We start from the raw sequence: 16,146 nt of genomic DNA, 5'->3' as shown, positions 1-16,146 counted from the left end.
TTACGGTGTAACACTGCCAATCATTAAATGCAGGATTTCTACATCCGTATCTTTCATACCGACACGTCCGACATAGCCTATATTTTTGATTGTATTTTCGGTGTCTTCCAATACAATTCCTTCACCGGGTTGGAAAGAATCCCCGTTCATACTCATGTGGTGTGCTAAAATAGCGGCATCTACGGCAGAAGCAATTTTAGCAGCACAGGAAGATTTGGCACCGTCACACAGGATTCCGCCTACATTGGCAAGCGTATTGGTGATGGTACGGCAGATGGCGGCATAGTCTCCTCCGCTTAAATAGGTCAGAGCGGCTCCGCTTCCACAGGCTGCAGTCACGGCACCGCAAAAAGCGGAGAGACTGCCAATGTAATGTTTCTGATAAATAGAAAGCAGATTGCTGACCAACAGTGCCCGATAGAGCTTTTCTTTTGGAACTCCAAGTTCTCTGGCATATTCGATTACCGGAAGAGAAACGGTCATTCCCTGGTTTCCGCTTCCGGAATTGATGACAACCGGCAGAGTACATCCGCCCATACGTGCATCCGATCCGGCAGCCGCCTTTGCCATTGCCCGGGTGCGAATATCCTGGCCGTAGCTTTTTAAAAGGGTACGGCCGACTTCTGCTCCGTAAGGGTGTGAGAGTCCTTCATTGGAGATGGCGGTGTTCTTTTCAATCTGCTGATCCAGCAGAGACTGAACAGGAGCCAGATCCGCATGATCCGCAAAATCTAAAATTTCATGAATGCTCCAAAGTTTCCAGTCCGGTTCATCCGAGACGGAGTCCGGGTCACGCTGATAGAGGAGAGTATCGTCTTTTACAATTTCTGTAATACAGGTATGGTGATTCACCACGGTAACTCTGGCAAAATGATCCTGATAGTGAGCCGTAGCGGAAATATAAAGATTTGCAACGCCTTCGGCCAACTGATAGGAGAAAAAATGGTTCTCCAACAGTTGTTTTGCCTGTTCTACATGTTCAGGTGTGACACTTTGAAGCACTTCCAGTTCTTTGGAAGCATCTCCGCCGATGGCACCGAGAGTTGCAGCAATGGGGACACCACGCATACCACATGCATTTGGCACTTTGACTCCTTTTACATTTTTGATAACATTTCCACTGCAGAGCATCTCCATATAATCCGGAAATACGCCCAGAGTTTCCCGTGCTTTGGCAGCGACATATGCTATCGCAATCGGTTCTGTACAGCCCAATGCGGGAATCAGTTCCCGTTTCAGAGCGTTGATATAATCTTGGTTTCTTAATTCTGTCTGCATTGCTGCAAATTCCTCCTTTGATCGTTCTTATGAGGGATCTGTATGATTAGTTTGTTTTGGCAGATCTCTTTGAGTAAAGCATTTTTGCGATGATAAATCCTAAAATAACACAAATCAGTACCGGCATATATTCGCCGCCTGCCGGGAAGAAGGAGAAGGCTCCCTTTCGGTATACAAAATTTGCAATCAATGCAACCACAAACAGGATACCACCCAGTTTCACATCGGTAATAGCCCACTGCATCCACATGGCTCCGAAAAGAGAAGGAAGCAGGAAGGTAAGACAGGTCAGAACCTGAGGCGGAAGAACTTTCAAAAGAGCACCACCGGCTAAGGAAATTACGAAAACAATTACGAATTTCATAATAACAGAGGTTGCAGTCGCAATCGTTGCCATGATCGTGGCTTCCGGGGTTCCTGTTTTGGCTCCGGTAACGTCCAGTGCAGATGAAGTTGCAACTGCACAGATATTTCGGGTGTTTCCGGCAACGAATCCGATGTAGGTTCCGGGAACGTGAAGAATGGGACCAAGTGCAATCAGTTCGGTAAAGTAATACGGGAGACTGAAAGAAATATAGGCGATGGCGCCACTGGTGGCTCCTGCCATATTCGGTTTCACGCCGTAAACGATCATAATCAGTAAAATCGGGAAAAACATGGCGGGAACCATAAGCAGGTTCAGGCAGCGACCCCATTTTATAATGCTGGGCATGTATTCTTTGTGGTAAGAAGTATATTTTTCTTCATTCATAATGGATTTCCTCCTGTGTCTGGTGATGGGTTAGATAAGGCTGGCCGCATAGGCGACGATCATACCGACAAACATACTGATGGTCATCGCCCATTCTTTGAGCCATAGTTTTTCAGGCATCTTCTTTGCAAGAATCTGAATGACTGCCATAACACCGGCACCTACAGCGACACCGATCGTGTTGGCGCCAAGAGGAATCGATTGTCCGACTACGATGTTGGACATACCACCAACGACAGCACCTAAGGTTAAAAGTGGCAGCAATTCTGCATTTCCACCGGAAAACTTTTCTCCGATCAGAGCCACTTTGTCAGAAAAGAGTGCGGAAGTGATGACATATCCACACATTCCGGCGGCCATGACGAAGGCTGCGGTGGAAAGAAAACTGAGGTTCAAGGTTCCGTTTGCAAGACTTTCGTTCAGATCCATACCCATACCGTTTGCAGCGAAGTTTGCGGCAAGCAGTTCTTCCTGCGCGTTTCCGATGATAGAATTTCTCATCCAGGCAAGAGGAGTTCCGACGTAGCTGATCAAAGAGAGAACCGTTGCGATAACGACTACGCAGGGTCCGATCGCAGAAATAGCGGAAGACTTCATGGAAGTTTTGATCAGTTTGGGATCAATTTGAAGTTCGATGGCTTGCTTTTTACTCTTTCGGTAGAACAGGATACATTCGAACATAACGATAAATACAGCCGGAATACAGGCTATCCATAAAACCGGCCCATTGGCCTGACTAAAATATTCAGAATTCATAAGCTTGTACGCCCCTTTCTAATCCTTTAATATGAGAATGATGATAGTAAAAGTACATGTAGTTTTGAGTATGAGTTGGGATTGTATTATATTATAGTGCAAAATGCATGCCAGAGAAAATAGCTAAATAAAAGGCATATTTTCTCATTTGTGAGAAAATATAACGAACAGAAGAGATAGAAGGGCGAAAATGTGATGGATTCTCATAAATGATAAGAAATTCTCAAATGTGAGAAACAGAAGGCTTGTAAAAATTGGAAATGCAAGAAGAAACAGCGAAAAGAAAGAAAAAAGGTTGCCTAATATAGAAGAAACAGCGATTGGCACGGTTGTTGCGCTATATCAGAATGAGTCAATCAAGATCGGATTCTTTTGATCAGTGTATGAGTTGGGAAAGTACAGAAAAAAGAATAAGATCTTGAAACATGGAATGCGAGAAAAGAAAGGAGATCAAAATGGAAACAATTTATGATGTACCGGTATTACTTAGAAGAGAGATTGAGGCGCTGATGGTCAAGCCGTTTCTCGATGCATTTGAGAAAGAGTTGGGACATGAAAAAACATATGAGATCGTAGAAAAGGTGATTGCAGAAATCGCATTTGAACAGGGAAAAGACTACGCGGTAGTATTAGGAGGAAATGGAATCGATGCATTGATGGGGCAGGCAGAGTCTTGGTCTGCGAATGACGCGTTAGACGTTGATATGAAGGTGGAAAATGAGACGGACTGTTATATGACAGTCAAGAGATGTGCCTATGTCGATATGTACGATCGAATCGGAATGAAAGATTTGGGTGCGACATTATCCTGCTTAAGAGATGAATATTTTTATGAGGGCATGAATCCGGAAATTAAAATGTCAAGATCGAAAACGCTGATGTCAGGAGGTGATTGCTGTGACTTCTGTCTTAGATTTCCAAAACAAAAAGATTAATTCGGAAGAAATAAAAAAACGTGCAGACGAACTGCGGGATGAAGTTGTAAAAGTCAGACGCTGGCTGCATCAACATGCAGAAGTATCCTGGAAGGAATATGAATCGACGGAGTATATTACCGCTTATCTGGAAAATCTTGGTTTGGAGGTACACCATTATCCGGATCATACAGGATGCTGGACCATGATTGAAGGAGGGCAGTGTTCACCGGAGAGCAAAACCATTCTGTTAAGAGCGGATTTTGATGCACTGCCGATCCAGGAAGAGACAGGAGAATCTTTTGCAAGCATTCATCCGGGAGTTTTTCATGGTTGTGGTCATGAAATGCATGCAGCCATGCTTCTCGTAGCCTGCAAGATACTGGTTGAAAAAAAAGAACAGCTGCCAGGAAAGGTGAAAGTATTATTTCAGGCGGCGGAGGAAACGGCGAATGGAGCAGAGTATTATGTAAATCAAGGAATACTGGATGGCGTGGATGCAGCATACGGATGTCATGTTTCATCATGGTTAGAATCAGGCAAAATTGCTGTGAATCCAGGGCCACGTTCAGCAAGTACAGATGAATTTTGTATCAAAGTCCAGGGAAACGGATGCCATGGAGGAATGCCACATCAGGGAAAAGATGCGCTGGTGACGGCCTGTGCCATTGTGAACAGCCTGCAGACGATAGTTTCGAGAAATACAGATCCGGTTGATACATTGGTTGTTACGGTCGGAACGATTCATAGCGGATCGAATTACAATGTGGTAGCCAACACTGCAACGATGAGCGGAACAGTTCGAACATATTCACCGGAAGTACGAAAGGGTGTAGAAGAAAAAATGCGTCGCGTGGCAGAATATACTGCAAAAGCATATGGTTGTACCGCTGAGGTAGAATATGAAATGAAAACAGGGCCTGTGATCCATGATGATCCGGATATGTGTCAGATTGCACACGATGCGGCAGTGAAAATTTTTGGAGAAGAAGATGTGATTGAAACCAGGCCAGTCGGCGGTGGAGATGATTTTGCTTATTTTTCAGAAAAAGTCCCTGGAATTTATGCCTTTATCGGAGCGGCAAAACCATCAGATGATGGAGAAATCCATGGGCACCATCACCCAAAGGTACGTTTTGACGAGTCAGTGCTGCCGGAAGGGGTAGCTATGCATGTACAGATGGCGTTTGACTATCTGGGAGATGGAACTATGAAAGAAAAGAAGATATAGAGACTGGGAAGCCCCGGCGAGTACGCCGGGGCATATTTTTGTTCTGGGAGAAGGCAAAATCGGCGTTCCTGAAGTTCGATGCTTCGGGATAAAAACTTCTTGCTTTCAAACAAAACAGGCTGTCACATATTGTGCGACAGCCTGCCAAATTACGGAACTGATTTATGCGGTTTTAAAAATAGTGTGCCGGTATTTGTTCAGTGCAGTATGAAGGATCATACCCAAAACACCGCAGGAAATGACTTCTCCGATGCCGACAGTCAGCATCATAAACGGAATCGGAAGCGGTACCTGATAAGCATAACGCAGAACAAACGGAACGATCAGTGCGTTGGCGATGATCGGTGGCAATGGTGCCAGAAATTTATTCTGCCTGCGGAGCATATAAGTTCCAACCGCGCCGATCAATGTGGCAAGGCTTCCGAAGATGATGTCCGGAAGAACACATCCGCCCAGAATATTACTGATCAGACATCCTACAAAAAGTCCTGGGATTGCAGCAGGGGTAAAAAGGGGAAGGATCGTGAGAGCCTCCGAGATTCTTACCTGAACTTCACCGTAACTGAATGGTGCGAATACCAGTGTCAGTACGACATAGATTGCGGCGATCATTGCGCCCTGTGCCAGAAAAAGCACACTTTGATGTTTTGTTTCTTTCATGATTCAATTGTCTCCTTTAGTTTTGTTTTACGTGTGGAAGGTCACGAACACACGCGCCGTAGCGGATCTTCATTTAACGCCGGAAAGCGGCGGTTAGCCCTGTACGACCTTGTTTTTATGGGCTTTGTAACGGGTGATAGTATAGCATGAAAAATAGGAAAAATCAAGGATTGCCCGACTTTTGCCCGACTTCGCACTTTTTGTGGCATGTTCTGATAAAAAGAAAGAATAATGATACCGGGGGGGGTAAAAACATATAAAACTTTTCTGTATTATCACAAAAATTTAATAATAAATCCCAAAATATTCTATGTTTTCTTTTCACTGTTGTCATTATACTTAAATTAATCGTTGAAACGGACGAAAAACAAAGCAAATTAAACAAAAACGGAGGAAAAGAAATGAAAAGAAAAGTTTTAGCAGCTATGATGGCAGCAACGCTTGCATTATCATTAGCAGGATGTGGGGGATCTGGATCAAGTTCAAGCTCATCTGATTCTACTTCAGCAAGTGCGGCAGCAAATAAGGATAAACCGCTTTGCTGGTTCAACCGTCAGCCATCTAACAGTTCGACAGGAGAACTTGATAAGGAAGCATTAAACTTCAATGACGATACTTATTATGTAGGTTTCGATGCAAATCAGGGTGCTGAGCTGCAGGGAGAAATGGTAGTAGATTACATCAAAGCAAATGCAGACAAGATCGACAGAAATGGTGATGGAGTTATCGGATATGTATTAGCAATTGGTGATATCGGACATAATGATTCAATCGCACGTACACGTGGTGTTCGTTCAGCTCTTGGAACAGGTGTTGAGGCAGACGGTAACGTAGATTCAACTCCTGCAGGAACAAACGTAGATGGATCTTCTAAAGTTGTTCAGGATGCAACAATTGATATTGATGGAAAGACATACACAATCCGTGAGTTAGCTTCTCAGGAAATGAAGAACTCAGCAGGAGCTACATGGGATGCAGCTACAGCTGGTAACGCAATTGGAACATGGACAGCTTCATTTGGTGATCAGATTGATGTTGTTGTTTCTAATAACGATGGTATGGGAATGTCAATGTTCAACGCTTGGGCAAAAGACAGCAAAGTTCCTACATTTGGATATGACGCTAACAGCGACGCTGTTGCAGCAATCGCTGAAGGATACGGCGGAACAATTTCACAGCATGCAGACGTTCAGGCTTACCTGACACTGAGAGTTCTGCGTAACGCATTAGACGGAGTTGACATTGATACAGGTATCGGTACAGCTGATGACGCTGGTAACTGCCTGGATGAAGGTGAAGATTACAGATACAGCGAAGAAGACAGATCTTACTACGCATTAAACGTAGCTGTAACAGCTGACAACTACAAAGACTTCACAGACTCTACAAAGATTTATGACAAGGTTTCTAATCAGTTAGATGAAAGCAAGAGCCCATCTAAGAAAGTTTGGTTGAACATTTACAATGCATCAGATAACTTCTTAAGCTCTACATATCAGCCACTCCTTGAGAACTATGATGATCTTCTTAACTTATCAGTAGATTACATCGGTGGAGATGGACAGACAGAGTCTAATATCACAAACCGTCTTGGAAATCCAAGCGAATACGATGCATTTGCAATCAACATGGTTAAGACTGACAACGCAGCAGCATATACTTCAATTCTTTCTAACTAAGAATGAATAAATAGTAAATTGATGAAACATAGAGGGGTGTCAGGGATGATACCCTTCTTTCACTAAGAAAAGGAAACAAGGATATGGCAGAGGATAAGAATAAATACATCTTATCGATTAATGGCATGAGCAAATCATTCGGCAGAAATAAGGTTTTGAAACATATCAACCTGAATGTTAAGCCTGGAACTATCATGGGACTTATGGGTGAAAACGGTGCCGGAAAATCGACAATGATGAAATGTCTCTTTGGAACCTATCAGAAAGACGAAGGGACGATCATATTAGACGGTCGGGAAGTGAATTTCTCAGGACCGAAAGATGCACTGGAGAATGGAGTGGCGATGGTTCACCAGGAATTAAACCAGTGTCTTGAGAGAAGTGTTGTTGATAATTTATTCCTTGGACGATATCCGAAAAATTCATTCGGAATCGTTGATGAAGGGAGAATGAAAAAAGAAACTTCAAAATTATTTCGAAAACTTGGAATTACCGTAAGCCTGACACAACCGATGAAAAAGATGTCCGTATCACAGCGTCAGATGTGTGAGATCGCGAAAGCAATTTCCTACAATTCAAAGGTAATTGTACTGGATGAGCCGACGTCATCATTGACGGCTCCGGAAGTGGAGAAGCTTTTCCAGATGATGCGGCAGTTGAAGGCACAGGGAATTTCCTTAATTTATATTTCTCATAAGATGGATGAGATTCTTGATATTTGTGATGAAATTTCAGTTTTAAGAGACGGAAGTCTGATTATGACAAAGGACAGCAAAGATACTGATATGAACGAGCTGATATCAGCGATGGTTGGACGTTCTCTGGATAACCGATTCCCACCGGTAGATAATAAACCGGGAGAGACAATTCTCTCTGTACAGAATCTTTCAACAAAATATGCACCAAAACTTCAGAACATATCGTTTGATATCAAAAAAGGTGAGATCTTCGGATTCTATGGTCTGGTAGGTGCCGGACGAACAGAACTTCTGGAGACGATTTTTGGAATGCGTACCAGAGCTGAGGGGAATGTAGTCTATAATGGAAAAGTTATGAATTTCTCTTCACCGAAAGAAGCGATGGATCATGGATTTGCGCTGATCACGGAAGAAAGAAAAGCAAATGGTCTGTTTTTAAAAGGAGATCTTACATTTAATACTACCATTGCAAATATGAAACAGTATAAGAACGGAATAGCATTATCGCATGACAGTATGGTGCGAGCAACGGCTGAGAAGATCAGGATCATGCATACAAAATGTATGGGACCGGATGATATGATCTCAAGCCTTTCCGGAGGAAACCAGCAGAAGGTCATCTTTGGAAAATGGCTGGAACGTTCACCGAGTGTATTTATGATGGACGATCCTACCAGAGGAATTGATGTTGGTGCAAAATATGAGATTTACGAACTGATCATCAACATGGCAAAAGAAGGAAAAACAATTATTGTAGTTTCTTCCGAAATGCCTGAGATTCTTGGAATTACAAACCGTATCGGAGTAATGTCTAATGGACATCTGGCGGGAATTGTAAATACCAAGGAGACTGATCAGGAAGAATTGTTGAGACTCAGTGCAATGTATTTGTAACAGAGAGGAGTAGAGGATATGGCAGAAAAGAGCGTAATTCTTTCGGCTGAAGAAGAGGCGAGACTTTTAAAACCGATTGATGAATATGTTGGAAAAATACAGAGCCAGATTGACGCTTTGCGTTGGGATGGATCTGACAAAGTAAATAGTTTAAAAAATCAGATTGCAGTTGCAAAAGAGGATAAGAATTTATCCAAAGAGCAGCAGAATCAGATTATTGCAGATTGCAAAAAAGAACTGGAGAAAGCGAAAGCGGTAGAAGATGCGAACAAACAGAAAATCGCAAGTCTGATCGCTGATGCAGAAGGTTATCTTGCAAAACATTATAAGACCGAATACTATGATATTGTTGCAAAAAGCTGTGAGGCTGAGAAGAGTGCAGAGAATAGTAATTATGAAAAATTAAAAGCCGAGATTCAGGCAGAAGAGAAGAAAGCGATCAGTAAACTGTCGAATTCTGATGATATCAAAGCAGAGAAATATACATACAAGAACAAGCTTTTTGATGCACAGATGACACATGAATCCAGACTTCAGGAGATTAAGGACAGAAAGCATGACGCATACATGCACAAATATCATTTGATCGATCTTTTGCGTATGTCAAAATATACGTTTGCTCAAAAACAGGCACAGAAGTGGGAAAACTACAAATATACATTTAATATGACACAGTACTTATATAGAAATGGATTGTATATTGTAATCATCCTGATCTTTATTGCATTATGTATCATTACACCGGTAGTTAAGAATGCACAGTTGCTTACAGTGACGAACATCCTGAACATCTTACAGCAGGCATCGCCTCGAATGTTCCTGGCTCTGGGAGTTGCAGGACTGATCCTTTTAACTGGTACAGACCTTTCGGTAGGACGTATGGTTGGTATGGGTATGGTTACAGCGACCATTATCATGCACAATGGTATTAACACCGGTAGTGTATTTGGACACATTTTTGATTTCTCAAGTATGGCTCCGGTACAAAAAGCATTGCTGGCACTGGCAGTATGTATTATCCTGACTACAGCATTTGCGATGGTTGCAGGATTCTTCATGGCGAAGTTTAAGATGCATCCGTTTATTTCGACGATGGCGAACATGTTGATCATCTTTGGTCTTGTAACTTATGCAACAAAGGGAGTTTCTTTCGGTGCGATTGATTCTGCAATTCCGAATATGTTCATCCCACAGATTGGAAGATTCCCTACGATCATCCTGTGGGCAGTGGCAGCAATCATTATCGTATGGTTTATCTGGAACAAGACAATTTTTGGTAAGAACCTGTATGCTGTAGGTGGAAACCCGGAAGCAGCAGCTGTATCAGGAATTTCCGTATTCAAGGTAACAATGGGAGCATTCATTCTGGCTGGTATTCTTTATGGATGTGGTTCATGGTTAGAGTGTAACCGAATGATCGGTTCCGGTAGTGCTGCTTATGGACAGGGATGGGATATGGATGCCATCGCAGCCTGTGTAGTTGGTGGTGTTTCATTTACCGGTGGTATCGGTAAAATCTCAGGTGTAGTAACTGGTGTGTTGATTTTCACATTTTTGACATACTCTCTGACGATCCTTGGTATCGATACAAACCTTCAGTTTATTTTTGAAGGTATCATCATTCTTGCAGCAGTAACACTTGACTGCTTAAAATATGTACAGAAGAAATAATTGATAAATACCTGTTCACGCAGGTAACCTGTAAGACAAAGGCCGCCCTGCTCGTCTGATGACATAGGGCGGCTAAAATAATATAAAAGATGATATTGACATTTAGTAAACGGGTATTCTCTGGTATAATGAGAGACAGAATATGACAGAAATGGCAGAGGAAGAGTAAGATGGAAAAATACAAGGTAATTCTGGTGGATGATGAGGCAGAAGTAATTGACGTGATGGAACAGAAGATCCGTTGGAATGAGTTGGGATTTGAGGTGGTCGGAAGTGCGACGAATGGCGTAAAAGCATTGGAACTTGTAGAAAAACTTCAACCGGATGTGGTTCTGACAGACATTAAGATGCCCTACATGGATGGTCTGGAATTGTCCAGGAGACTGAATCAGGATTATCCCAATATTTATATTCTGCTGTGTACTGGATTTGATGAATTTGAATATGCGAAAGAAGCAGTACATCTCGAGATCAAAGAATATATGCTGAAACCGATCAATGCGGCAGAGCTATCGGGATGCCTGACTGGTCTGAAAGAGACTCTGGATAAAGAGCGAGAAGAAAAATTAAATGTCAGAAAACTGGAAGACTATTTCCGGGAGGTGTTACCGGCACTTCGTTCTAATTTGTTTGTTTCGTTGATCGAAGGGCGGGTAAGTGAAGAAGACTATGAGAAATTTTTAAAGGCATATCAGGTGGATATGAGAGGACCACTTTATTGCTGTGTGGTATTTCATACATCATCCAATCATGTTCCGGACGGAATGGCCCCACTGCTGTTGTCGATGTCGGTGGAACGGGAGATCAAACAGCGTCTGGTGCGGGAATGGGACTGCCAGGAGTTTATTTATCTGGGGAATACAGTATTGATACTGGAGCTGGATTCTGAAAATCAGATTGTGGAGATCACTGATAGCTGTGACAGATTCTGTAGATGGGCATACCGGATCATGGGAGCGGTAGTCACGGCGGGAGTTGGAAGAACCTGCGATAATCTGTTCAACATTCATCTTTCTTACGGAGGTGCAAGAGAGGCTGTTTCTTACCGTGTGTTATATGGGACAAAACGTGCGATCAATATCGGCGAGATTGTATCCAAAGAACAGAAAGTGGCAGAACTTCCAGAAGAAGCAAGAATGCATGAGCTTTTACGTGCAATCCAGCTGGGGGACAGAAAAGAGATTGAGAATGCTGCAAAAAAAGAGATCGAGAAACTACACAGAACAGCGGGGACGATCAGTCAGTACAATCTGGCAATTATGGAGCTTGTAAGCAGTTTCTACCGATTTTGTGCACATAATTCCACAGATTTTAATGAGATTGTGGGAAATGCACAGAATCCTTATGAAAAGGTGGCGAAAATGGATGAGAGTTCGTTGACTGCCTGGATCATTGAAACAGCGTGGATGATCAGTGAGAATTTGAAGACTGCAAGAAACAGTACATCTCAGAGATTTGTGACAGAGGCACAGATGATCGTGAGAAATAAATATATGGATTCTGAGATTTCGTTAGACACCGTTTGTTCGGAACTGGGAGTATCCAATTCCTATTTTTCTTCGGTATTTAAGAAAGAGACTGGAAAAGCATTTATTTCTTATCTGACGGATTACCGAATGGATATTGCGGCAGAGTTAATGCTGAATACTAACGATAAGAGCTATACGATCGCAGAAAAAGTGGGCTATCAGGATGCGAATTATTTCAGTTATGTATTCAAAAAAAGATTTGGAGTCTCACCATCAAAATACAGAGCAGAACATATAAAGAAGTAATCTGCATGAGGGGAACAGGAAACATTGAAGATCAGGAAGAAAAACGGCAAAGAGTATATGGAATTTAATATACAGACGATCATCATGTCTGTATTGATGGCATTGACGTTCATAACTATTGCTCTTATGGGATTTTTGCTTTATCACCGCTTTAAACTGGCACTTGACAAGACGGCGATATCAAATACAGAGTCGACAGTGGAAAGCACGATTGATCGTGTGAACTCGGATCTTTTAAACATCCGACAGATTTCCAATGCGGCGAATTACAATATCATCCAGGAGTTTGATATCTCCAGTCAGGAGTTCTCCAAACAGTTCAGTCTGCTGTATGAGACGAACGCGGATAAAATCCAGAGTCTGGCATTGTACGGAAGTGACGGCAGGCTGATTACATCGGAACCTGTGGCTGCAGAGAAAGAGAATGTTGAGGTGACGAAGCAGCGCTGGTACCGTAATGCAGAAAATGACATTGAAAATGTCCATTTCTCTACACCGCATACACAGAATCTTTTTGCAGACGGCTCATTCAGATATCATCGAGTGATTTCTTTAAGCCAATCGGTAGATATTAACGACGGTGAGCGGCCGGGAATCGGAGTTCTTCTGGTGGATATGAAGTATTCTGTGGTCGAGGATGTGCTGGAACGGATCAATGAATCTTCCAATGGGATTTATTATTATCTGTGCAGCAGGGATGGAGAAATCATATATCATCCCCGGTGGACAGAGATTGACAGAGGAATGTTTACAGAGAAGAATATCGAGGCTGCCAATTACGAGGATGGTACTTATGAACTGTCCGTTGATGGAAAGAAAGAAAATATCGTTGTGGGAAGTATTTCTTATACCGGCTGGAAACTTGTCGGGGTAGTGCCGGAGAGCGTGCAGACGACAAGTATCAATAATTTCAGATACTACATTTTTACGACGATCATCGTACTCTTGATGATGCTTTTAGAGGGAAACCGTCTGATCTCCAGAAAAATATCCAAGCCGATCCGGGAGTTGGACGAGTCGGTAAAAGCATATGAGGCAGGCGGAAAACCGGATATTTATATCGGGGGGTCTTCAGAAATCCGGCATCTGGGTTATTCAGTCCAGAAATCTTATGAACAGATCGAGAGTCTGATGGACGAGATCATCAGGCATCAGAATGAGCGCAGAAAAAGTGAACTGGATGCACTGCAGAGTCAGATTAATCCACATTTTCTTTATAATACACTGGAATCTATTACCTGGATGGTGGAGGCACAGCGAAACAGTGAGGCTGTAATGATGATCTCAGAACTTGCAAAACTCCTTCGCGTTAGTCTGTCACGGGGAAAGACGATTATTCCAATCGCAGACGAACTGCAGCACAGCAGGAGCTATATGAGTATCCAGCTTGTCCGTTATAAAGAACGTTTCAAGACGGAATTTATTATGGATGACGAGATTGGAAATTACTGTATTGTCAAGCTGGTCATCCAGCCAATCCTGGAAAATGCAATCTACTATGGCGTGGGGCATATGGATGAGGATGATGGCGGCAAGATCATCGTGCATGGTGAGAAGAAAGGTGACGATATTTATATTTCTATAGAAGATAATGGAATGGGAATGAGAGAAGAGGTACTGGAAAATATCCTGATGGATAACAGTAAGGTGCCGAAACATGGATCAGGTGTGGGTGTGATCAATGTACATTCCAGAATCAAGCTCATGTTTGGCGCTGAATACGGACTTTCTGTATATAGTGAACCGGACGAGGGAACAAAAGTCGTAATCCATATCCCGGCGATCCCTTACACAAAGGAGAACGCAGAGATGCTGGAAGCACAAAAATACAGACGGGAGATGGTAGAAAATGAAGAAAAATAAAATATCATTCCTTGTTATAGAGTTACTCCTGTTTTTAATGGCACTGTTTTTTGTGCATAAGATATTTGATCAGAACATACCGGAAAAAAGAGTGGCAGTAATATTGCCGGAATCCGGTGATAAGCGTTGGGACTCATTGATCAAGGGAATGAAGCAGTCGGCAAAGATGAACGGTTTGCACCTGATCATCTGTAATACAGATGAGATCGGAAATGCAGAGGATGAGGAAGAAGTAATCAAAGAACAGCTTCATAATGATGTGGACGCTTTTGTCGTGTGTCCGGCACCTGGAAGTGAGACAAAAGAGATGCTTAAGAGAACTTGTGATGATGTACCTGTCATGCTGATCACGGAAGACATATATAGTGGAGAAAAACAGGTAGAATCCGGCTTTCCGGTGATTCAGCCAGATCATTATGAGATGGGAAAAGAACTGGGGAAACAGTTGGAAAAAGGTGGGAAAAAGATAGGAGTTGTGGCAGGATGGAAGGAATCAGAAGCAACCAGAGATTCACTGGAAGGATTAACGGATGCATTAAAAGGTACCGGAAGTCAAATTGTCTGGCATTGCTATCGAGAAAAAGGAGAGGATATCTGTGAGCAGATAAACCGCAAAGAAAAGGTGGATGTGCTGATGATTCTGGATTCCGGAGCACTGGATGAGGTTGGTGAACAGGCAGAAGACGGACTGTATTGCGGAGCAGAAGTATATGGAATCGGCAGTAGTGTGAAATCCATTGCACTCTTGGATTACGGAAGGATTCAGGGACTTGTAGCCCCGGATGGCTATGAGATGGGGTACGAAAGTATCGAAGAGATCACTAAGAAGCTGAATTATAGGGTTTACGAGATTAAGAGCCATGAGACAGAGTTAAAAGTAATTCACAAAGAAGATTTGTTCTCTGGCGATGATATGGAAAGGTTTTTGTATTCTTATGAGTAGAAAAAAGCGGATAAGGCAGATCCTCTGGATCATTGTTGCGGTTGTGATGCTTGTTCTTACCGGGTGCAGTGATAAAAAAGAGCCGGAAGATAAGGTTTTAAGAGTTGGTGTTGTCACGTATACATCAGACGATCCGTTTATCAATGCGTTGGCGGATGAGTTAAAAGAAAATTTAAAATCCATGGAAACGAAGGATATGAAGATTATGGTTTCCATAAAAAACGGTGACGATGATCAACAGGATCAGGATGAGATTGTAGAAGAAATGATTGATGCGGGCTGTGATGTATTGTGTGTTAATCTCGTGGACAGGACTGCGCCATCAAGAATCATCCGGCTGGCAAAGCAGAATGATATCCCTGTCTTGTTTTTTAACCGTGAACCAGTGTGGGAGGATCTTACGCAGTGGGAAGACTTGTATTATGTAGGCTGTGATGCAGAACAGTCAGGAATCATGCAGGGAGAGACTGCGGCAGAGTATATCTGCAGTCATCCGGAAGTGGATAGAAACCAGGACGGAAAGATCCAGTACGTTCTGTTAGAGGGAGAGGCAGGACATCAGGATGCCATCAGCAGAACTGATTATTCTGTAAAAACTCTGATCGAGCAGGGCATACATCTGGAAAAATTAAGTTACCAGTTTGCGGACTGGAACCGAGGACAGGCTGAAAATCGCATGAACCGTCTGATCAGCCAGTATGAAGATAGTATAGAATTGATCATTTCCAATAATGATGAAATGGCACTGGGGGCAGTGGCGGCATATCAGAAAGCTGGATATGAACAGGACAAGTGGCCGGTGATCTTTGGAATTGATGGTCTGGATGATGCATTGGAGGCTGTCAAGTCAGGAAAGATGCAGGGAACGGTCTATAACGACAAGGAAGATCAGGCAATGCAGATGGCAAAACTGGCGGTGGAGGTTTTTAAAGGAGAAGATACGAACCGGAAGCAGTTAAAGGCAGGCAGATATTATGTTTCGCAGTATCAGCAGGTGGACAGCAGCAATGTGGATGAGTTTTTTAAAAGATAA

At 42.8% G+C, this 16,146-nt stretch carries 13 protein-coding genes; 9 read left to right on the top strand and 4 right to left on the bottom strand.

From position 1 onward, the window contains the following. The 3 genes from KGMB01110_RS06610 to KGMB01110_RS06600 are packed head-to-tail and all read right to left on the bottom strand — an operon-like array spanning position 1 to position 2,785. Entirely contained in the window at positions 1-1,278 is a 1,278-nt protein-coding gene (locus KGMB01110_RS06610) for an L-cysteine desulfidase family protein (RefSeq protein ID WP_119297871.1), read from the bottom strand. Between the two features lie 46 nt (positions 1,279-1,324). Continuing rightward, positions 1,325-2,029 (bottom strand): hypothetical protein, encoded by a 705-nt coding sequence (locus KGMB01110_RS06605; protein ID WP_117888770.1) that lies wholly within the window; start codon positions 2,027-2,029, stop codon positions 1,325-1,327. Positions 2,030-2,059: 30 nt separating this feature from the next. Then, a complete protein-coding gene (locus KGMB01110_RS06600; RefSeq protein WP_117604218.1) occupies positions 2,060-2,785 on the bottom strand; it encodes a DUF5058 family protein in 726 nt (241 codons plus the stop codon). 455 nt (positions 2,786-3,240) lie between these two features. Here KGMB01110_RS06600 and KGMB01110_RS06595 point away from each other — a divergent pair, with 455 nt between their 5' ends. Both KGMB01110_RS06595 and KGMB01110_RS06590 read left to right on the top strand, forming a co-directional pair. Beyond that, the gene (locus tag KGMB01110_RS06595; protein WP_170141695.1) at positions 3,241-3,720 is read left to right on the top strand and encodes an L-2-amino-thiazoline-4-carboxylic acid hydrolase; all 480 of its coding nucleotides are present in this window, start codon (positions 3,241-3,243) and stop codon (positions 3,718-3,720) included. Next, positions 3,683-4,930: a M20 metallopeptidase family protein gene (locus KGMB01110_RS06590; RefSeq protein WP_170141694.1), complete on the top strand. Its 1,248-nt coding sequence runs from the start codon at positions 3,683-3,685 to the stop codon at positions 4,928-4,930. The genes KGMB01110_RS06595 and KGMB01110_RS06590 overlap by 38 nt, the downstream gene beginning before the upstream one ends. A gap of 162 nt (positions 4,931-5,092) precedes the next feature. Here the strand turns inward: KGMB01110_RS06590 and KGMB01110_RS06585 are convergent, their stop codons facing one another. Beyond that, positions 5,093-5,590 (bottom strand): QueT transporter family protein, encoded by a 498-nt coding sequence (locus KGMB01110_RS06585; protein WP_119297869.1) that lies wholly within the window; start codon positions 5,588-5,590, stop codon positions 5,093-5,095. Positions 5,591-5,991: 401 nt separating this feature from the next. On the opposite strand from KGMB01110_RS06585, the gene KGMB01110_RS06580 reads away from it, so the two are divergent. The 7 genes from KGMB01110_RS06580 (at position 5,992) to KGMB01110_RS06550 (ending at position 16,146) form a co-directional block, all read left to right on the top strand. Next, positions 5,992-7,269, top strand: a complete 1,278-nt coding sequence (locus KGMB01110_RS06580; protein ID WP_117603255.1) for a substrate-binding domain-containing protein — start codon at positions 5,992-5,994, stop codon at positions 7,267-7,269. A gap of 83 nt (positions 7,270-7,352) precedes the next feature. Beyond that, positions 7,353-8,861: a sugar ABC transporter ATP-binding protein gene (locus KGMB01110_RS06575; protein ID WP_117603254.1), complete on the top strand. Its 1,509-nt coding sequence runs from the start codon at positions 7,353-7,355 to the stop codon at positions 8,859-8,861. A gap of 18 nt (positions 8,862-8,879) precedes the next feature. Next, on the top strand, positions 8,880-10,532 hold the full coding sequence (locus KGMB01110_RS06570; protein ID WP_117603253.1) for an ABC transporter permease subunit: 1,653 nt from the start codon (positions 8,880-8,882) through the stop codon (positions 10,530-10,532). A 170-nt stretch (positions 10,533-10,702) separates the two neighbouring features. Next, a complete protein-coding gene (locus tag KGMB01110_RS06565; protein ID WP_117603252.1) occupies positions 10,703-12,307 on the top strand; it encodes a response regulator in 1,605 nt (534 codons plus the stop codon). A gap of 57 nt (positions 12,308-12,364) precedes the next feature. Next, positions 12,365-14,170 carry a cache domain-containing sensor histidine kinase gene (locus tag KGMB01110_RS06560; RefSeq protein ID WP_117603274.1) on the top strand — a complete coding sequence of 602 codons (1,806 nt, stop codon included), beginning with the start codon at positions 12,365-12,367 and terminating at the stop codon, positions 14,168-14,170. 91 nt (positions 14,171-14,261) lie between these two features. After that, positions 14,262-15,113, top strand: a complete 852-nt coding sequence (locus tag KGMB01110_RS06555) for a sugar ABC transporter substrate-binding protein (RefSeq protein WP_306307826.1) — start codon at positions 14,262-14,264, stop codon at positions 15,111-15,113. After that, positions 15,106-16,146, top strand: coding sequence for a galactose ABC transporter substrate-binding protein (locus KGMB01110_RS06550; RefSeq protein ID WP_119297868.1), 1,041 nt, complete (start codon positions 15,106-15,108; stop codon positions 16,144-16,146). Before KGMB01110_RS06555 ends, KGMB01110_RS06550 begins: the two co-directional genes overlap by 8 nt.

Source organism: Mediterraneibacter butyricigenes, assembly GCF_003574295.1.
Lineage (GTDB): Bacteria > Bacillota > Clostridia > Lachnospirales > Lachnospiraceae > Mediterraneibacter_A > Mediterraneibacter_A butyricigenes.
Note: the sequence above shows the minus strand (reverse complement) of the source record. Positions and strands in the feature narration are given on the sequence as shown.

Coding starts and splice junctions, on each gene's coding strand:
- KGMB01110_RS06570 (WP_117603253.1), top strand. CDS start 8,880: ATGGCAGAAAAGAGCGTAATTCTTTCGGCTGAAGAAGAGGCGAGACTT.
- KGMB01110_RS06565 (WP_117603252.1), top strand. CDS start 10,703: ATGGAAAAATACAAGGTAATTCTGGTGGATGATGAGGCAGAAGTAATT.
- KGMB01110_RS06550 (WP_119297868.1), top strand. CDS start 15,106: ATGAGTAGAAAAAAGCGGATAAGGCAGATCCTCTGGATCATTGTTGCG.
- KGMB01110_RS06605 (WP_117888770.1), bottom strand. CDS start 2,029: ATGAATGAAGAAAAATATACTTCTTACCACAAAGAATACATGCCCAGC.
- KGMB01110_RS06560 (WP_117603274.1), top strand. CDS start 12,365: ATGGAATTTAATATACAGACGATCATCATGTCTGTATTGATGGCATTG.
- KGMB01110_RS06575 (WP_117603254.1), top strand. CDS start 7,353: ATGGCAGAGGATAAGAATAAATACATCTTATCGATTAATGGCATGAGC.
- KGMB01110_RS06600 (WP_117604218.1), bottom strand. CDS start 2,785: ATGAATTCTGAATATTTTAGTCAGGCCAATGGGCCGGTTTTATGGATA.
- KGMB01110_RS06585 (WP_119297869.1), bottom strand. CDS start 5,590: ATGAAAGAAACAAAACATCAAAGTGTGCTTTTTCTGGCACAGGGCGCA.
- KGMB01110_RS06595 (WP_170141695.1), top strand. CDS start 3,241: ATGGAAACAATTTATGATGTACCGGTATTACTTAGAAGAGAGATTGAG.
- KGMB01110_RS06580 (WP_117603255.1), top strand. CDS start 5,992: ATGAAAAGAAAAGTTTTAGCAGCTATGATGGCAGCAACGCTTGCATTA.
- KGMB01110_RS06610 (WP_119297871.1), bottom strand. CDS start 1,278: ATGCAGACAGAATTAAGAAACCAAGATTATATCAACGCTCTGAAACGG.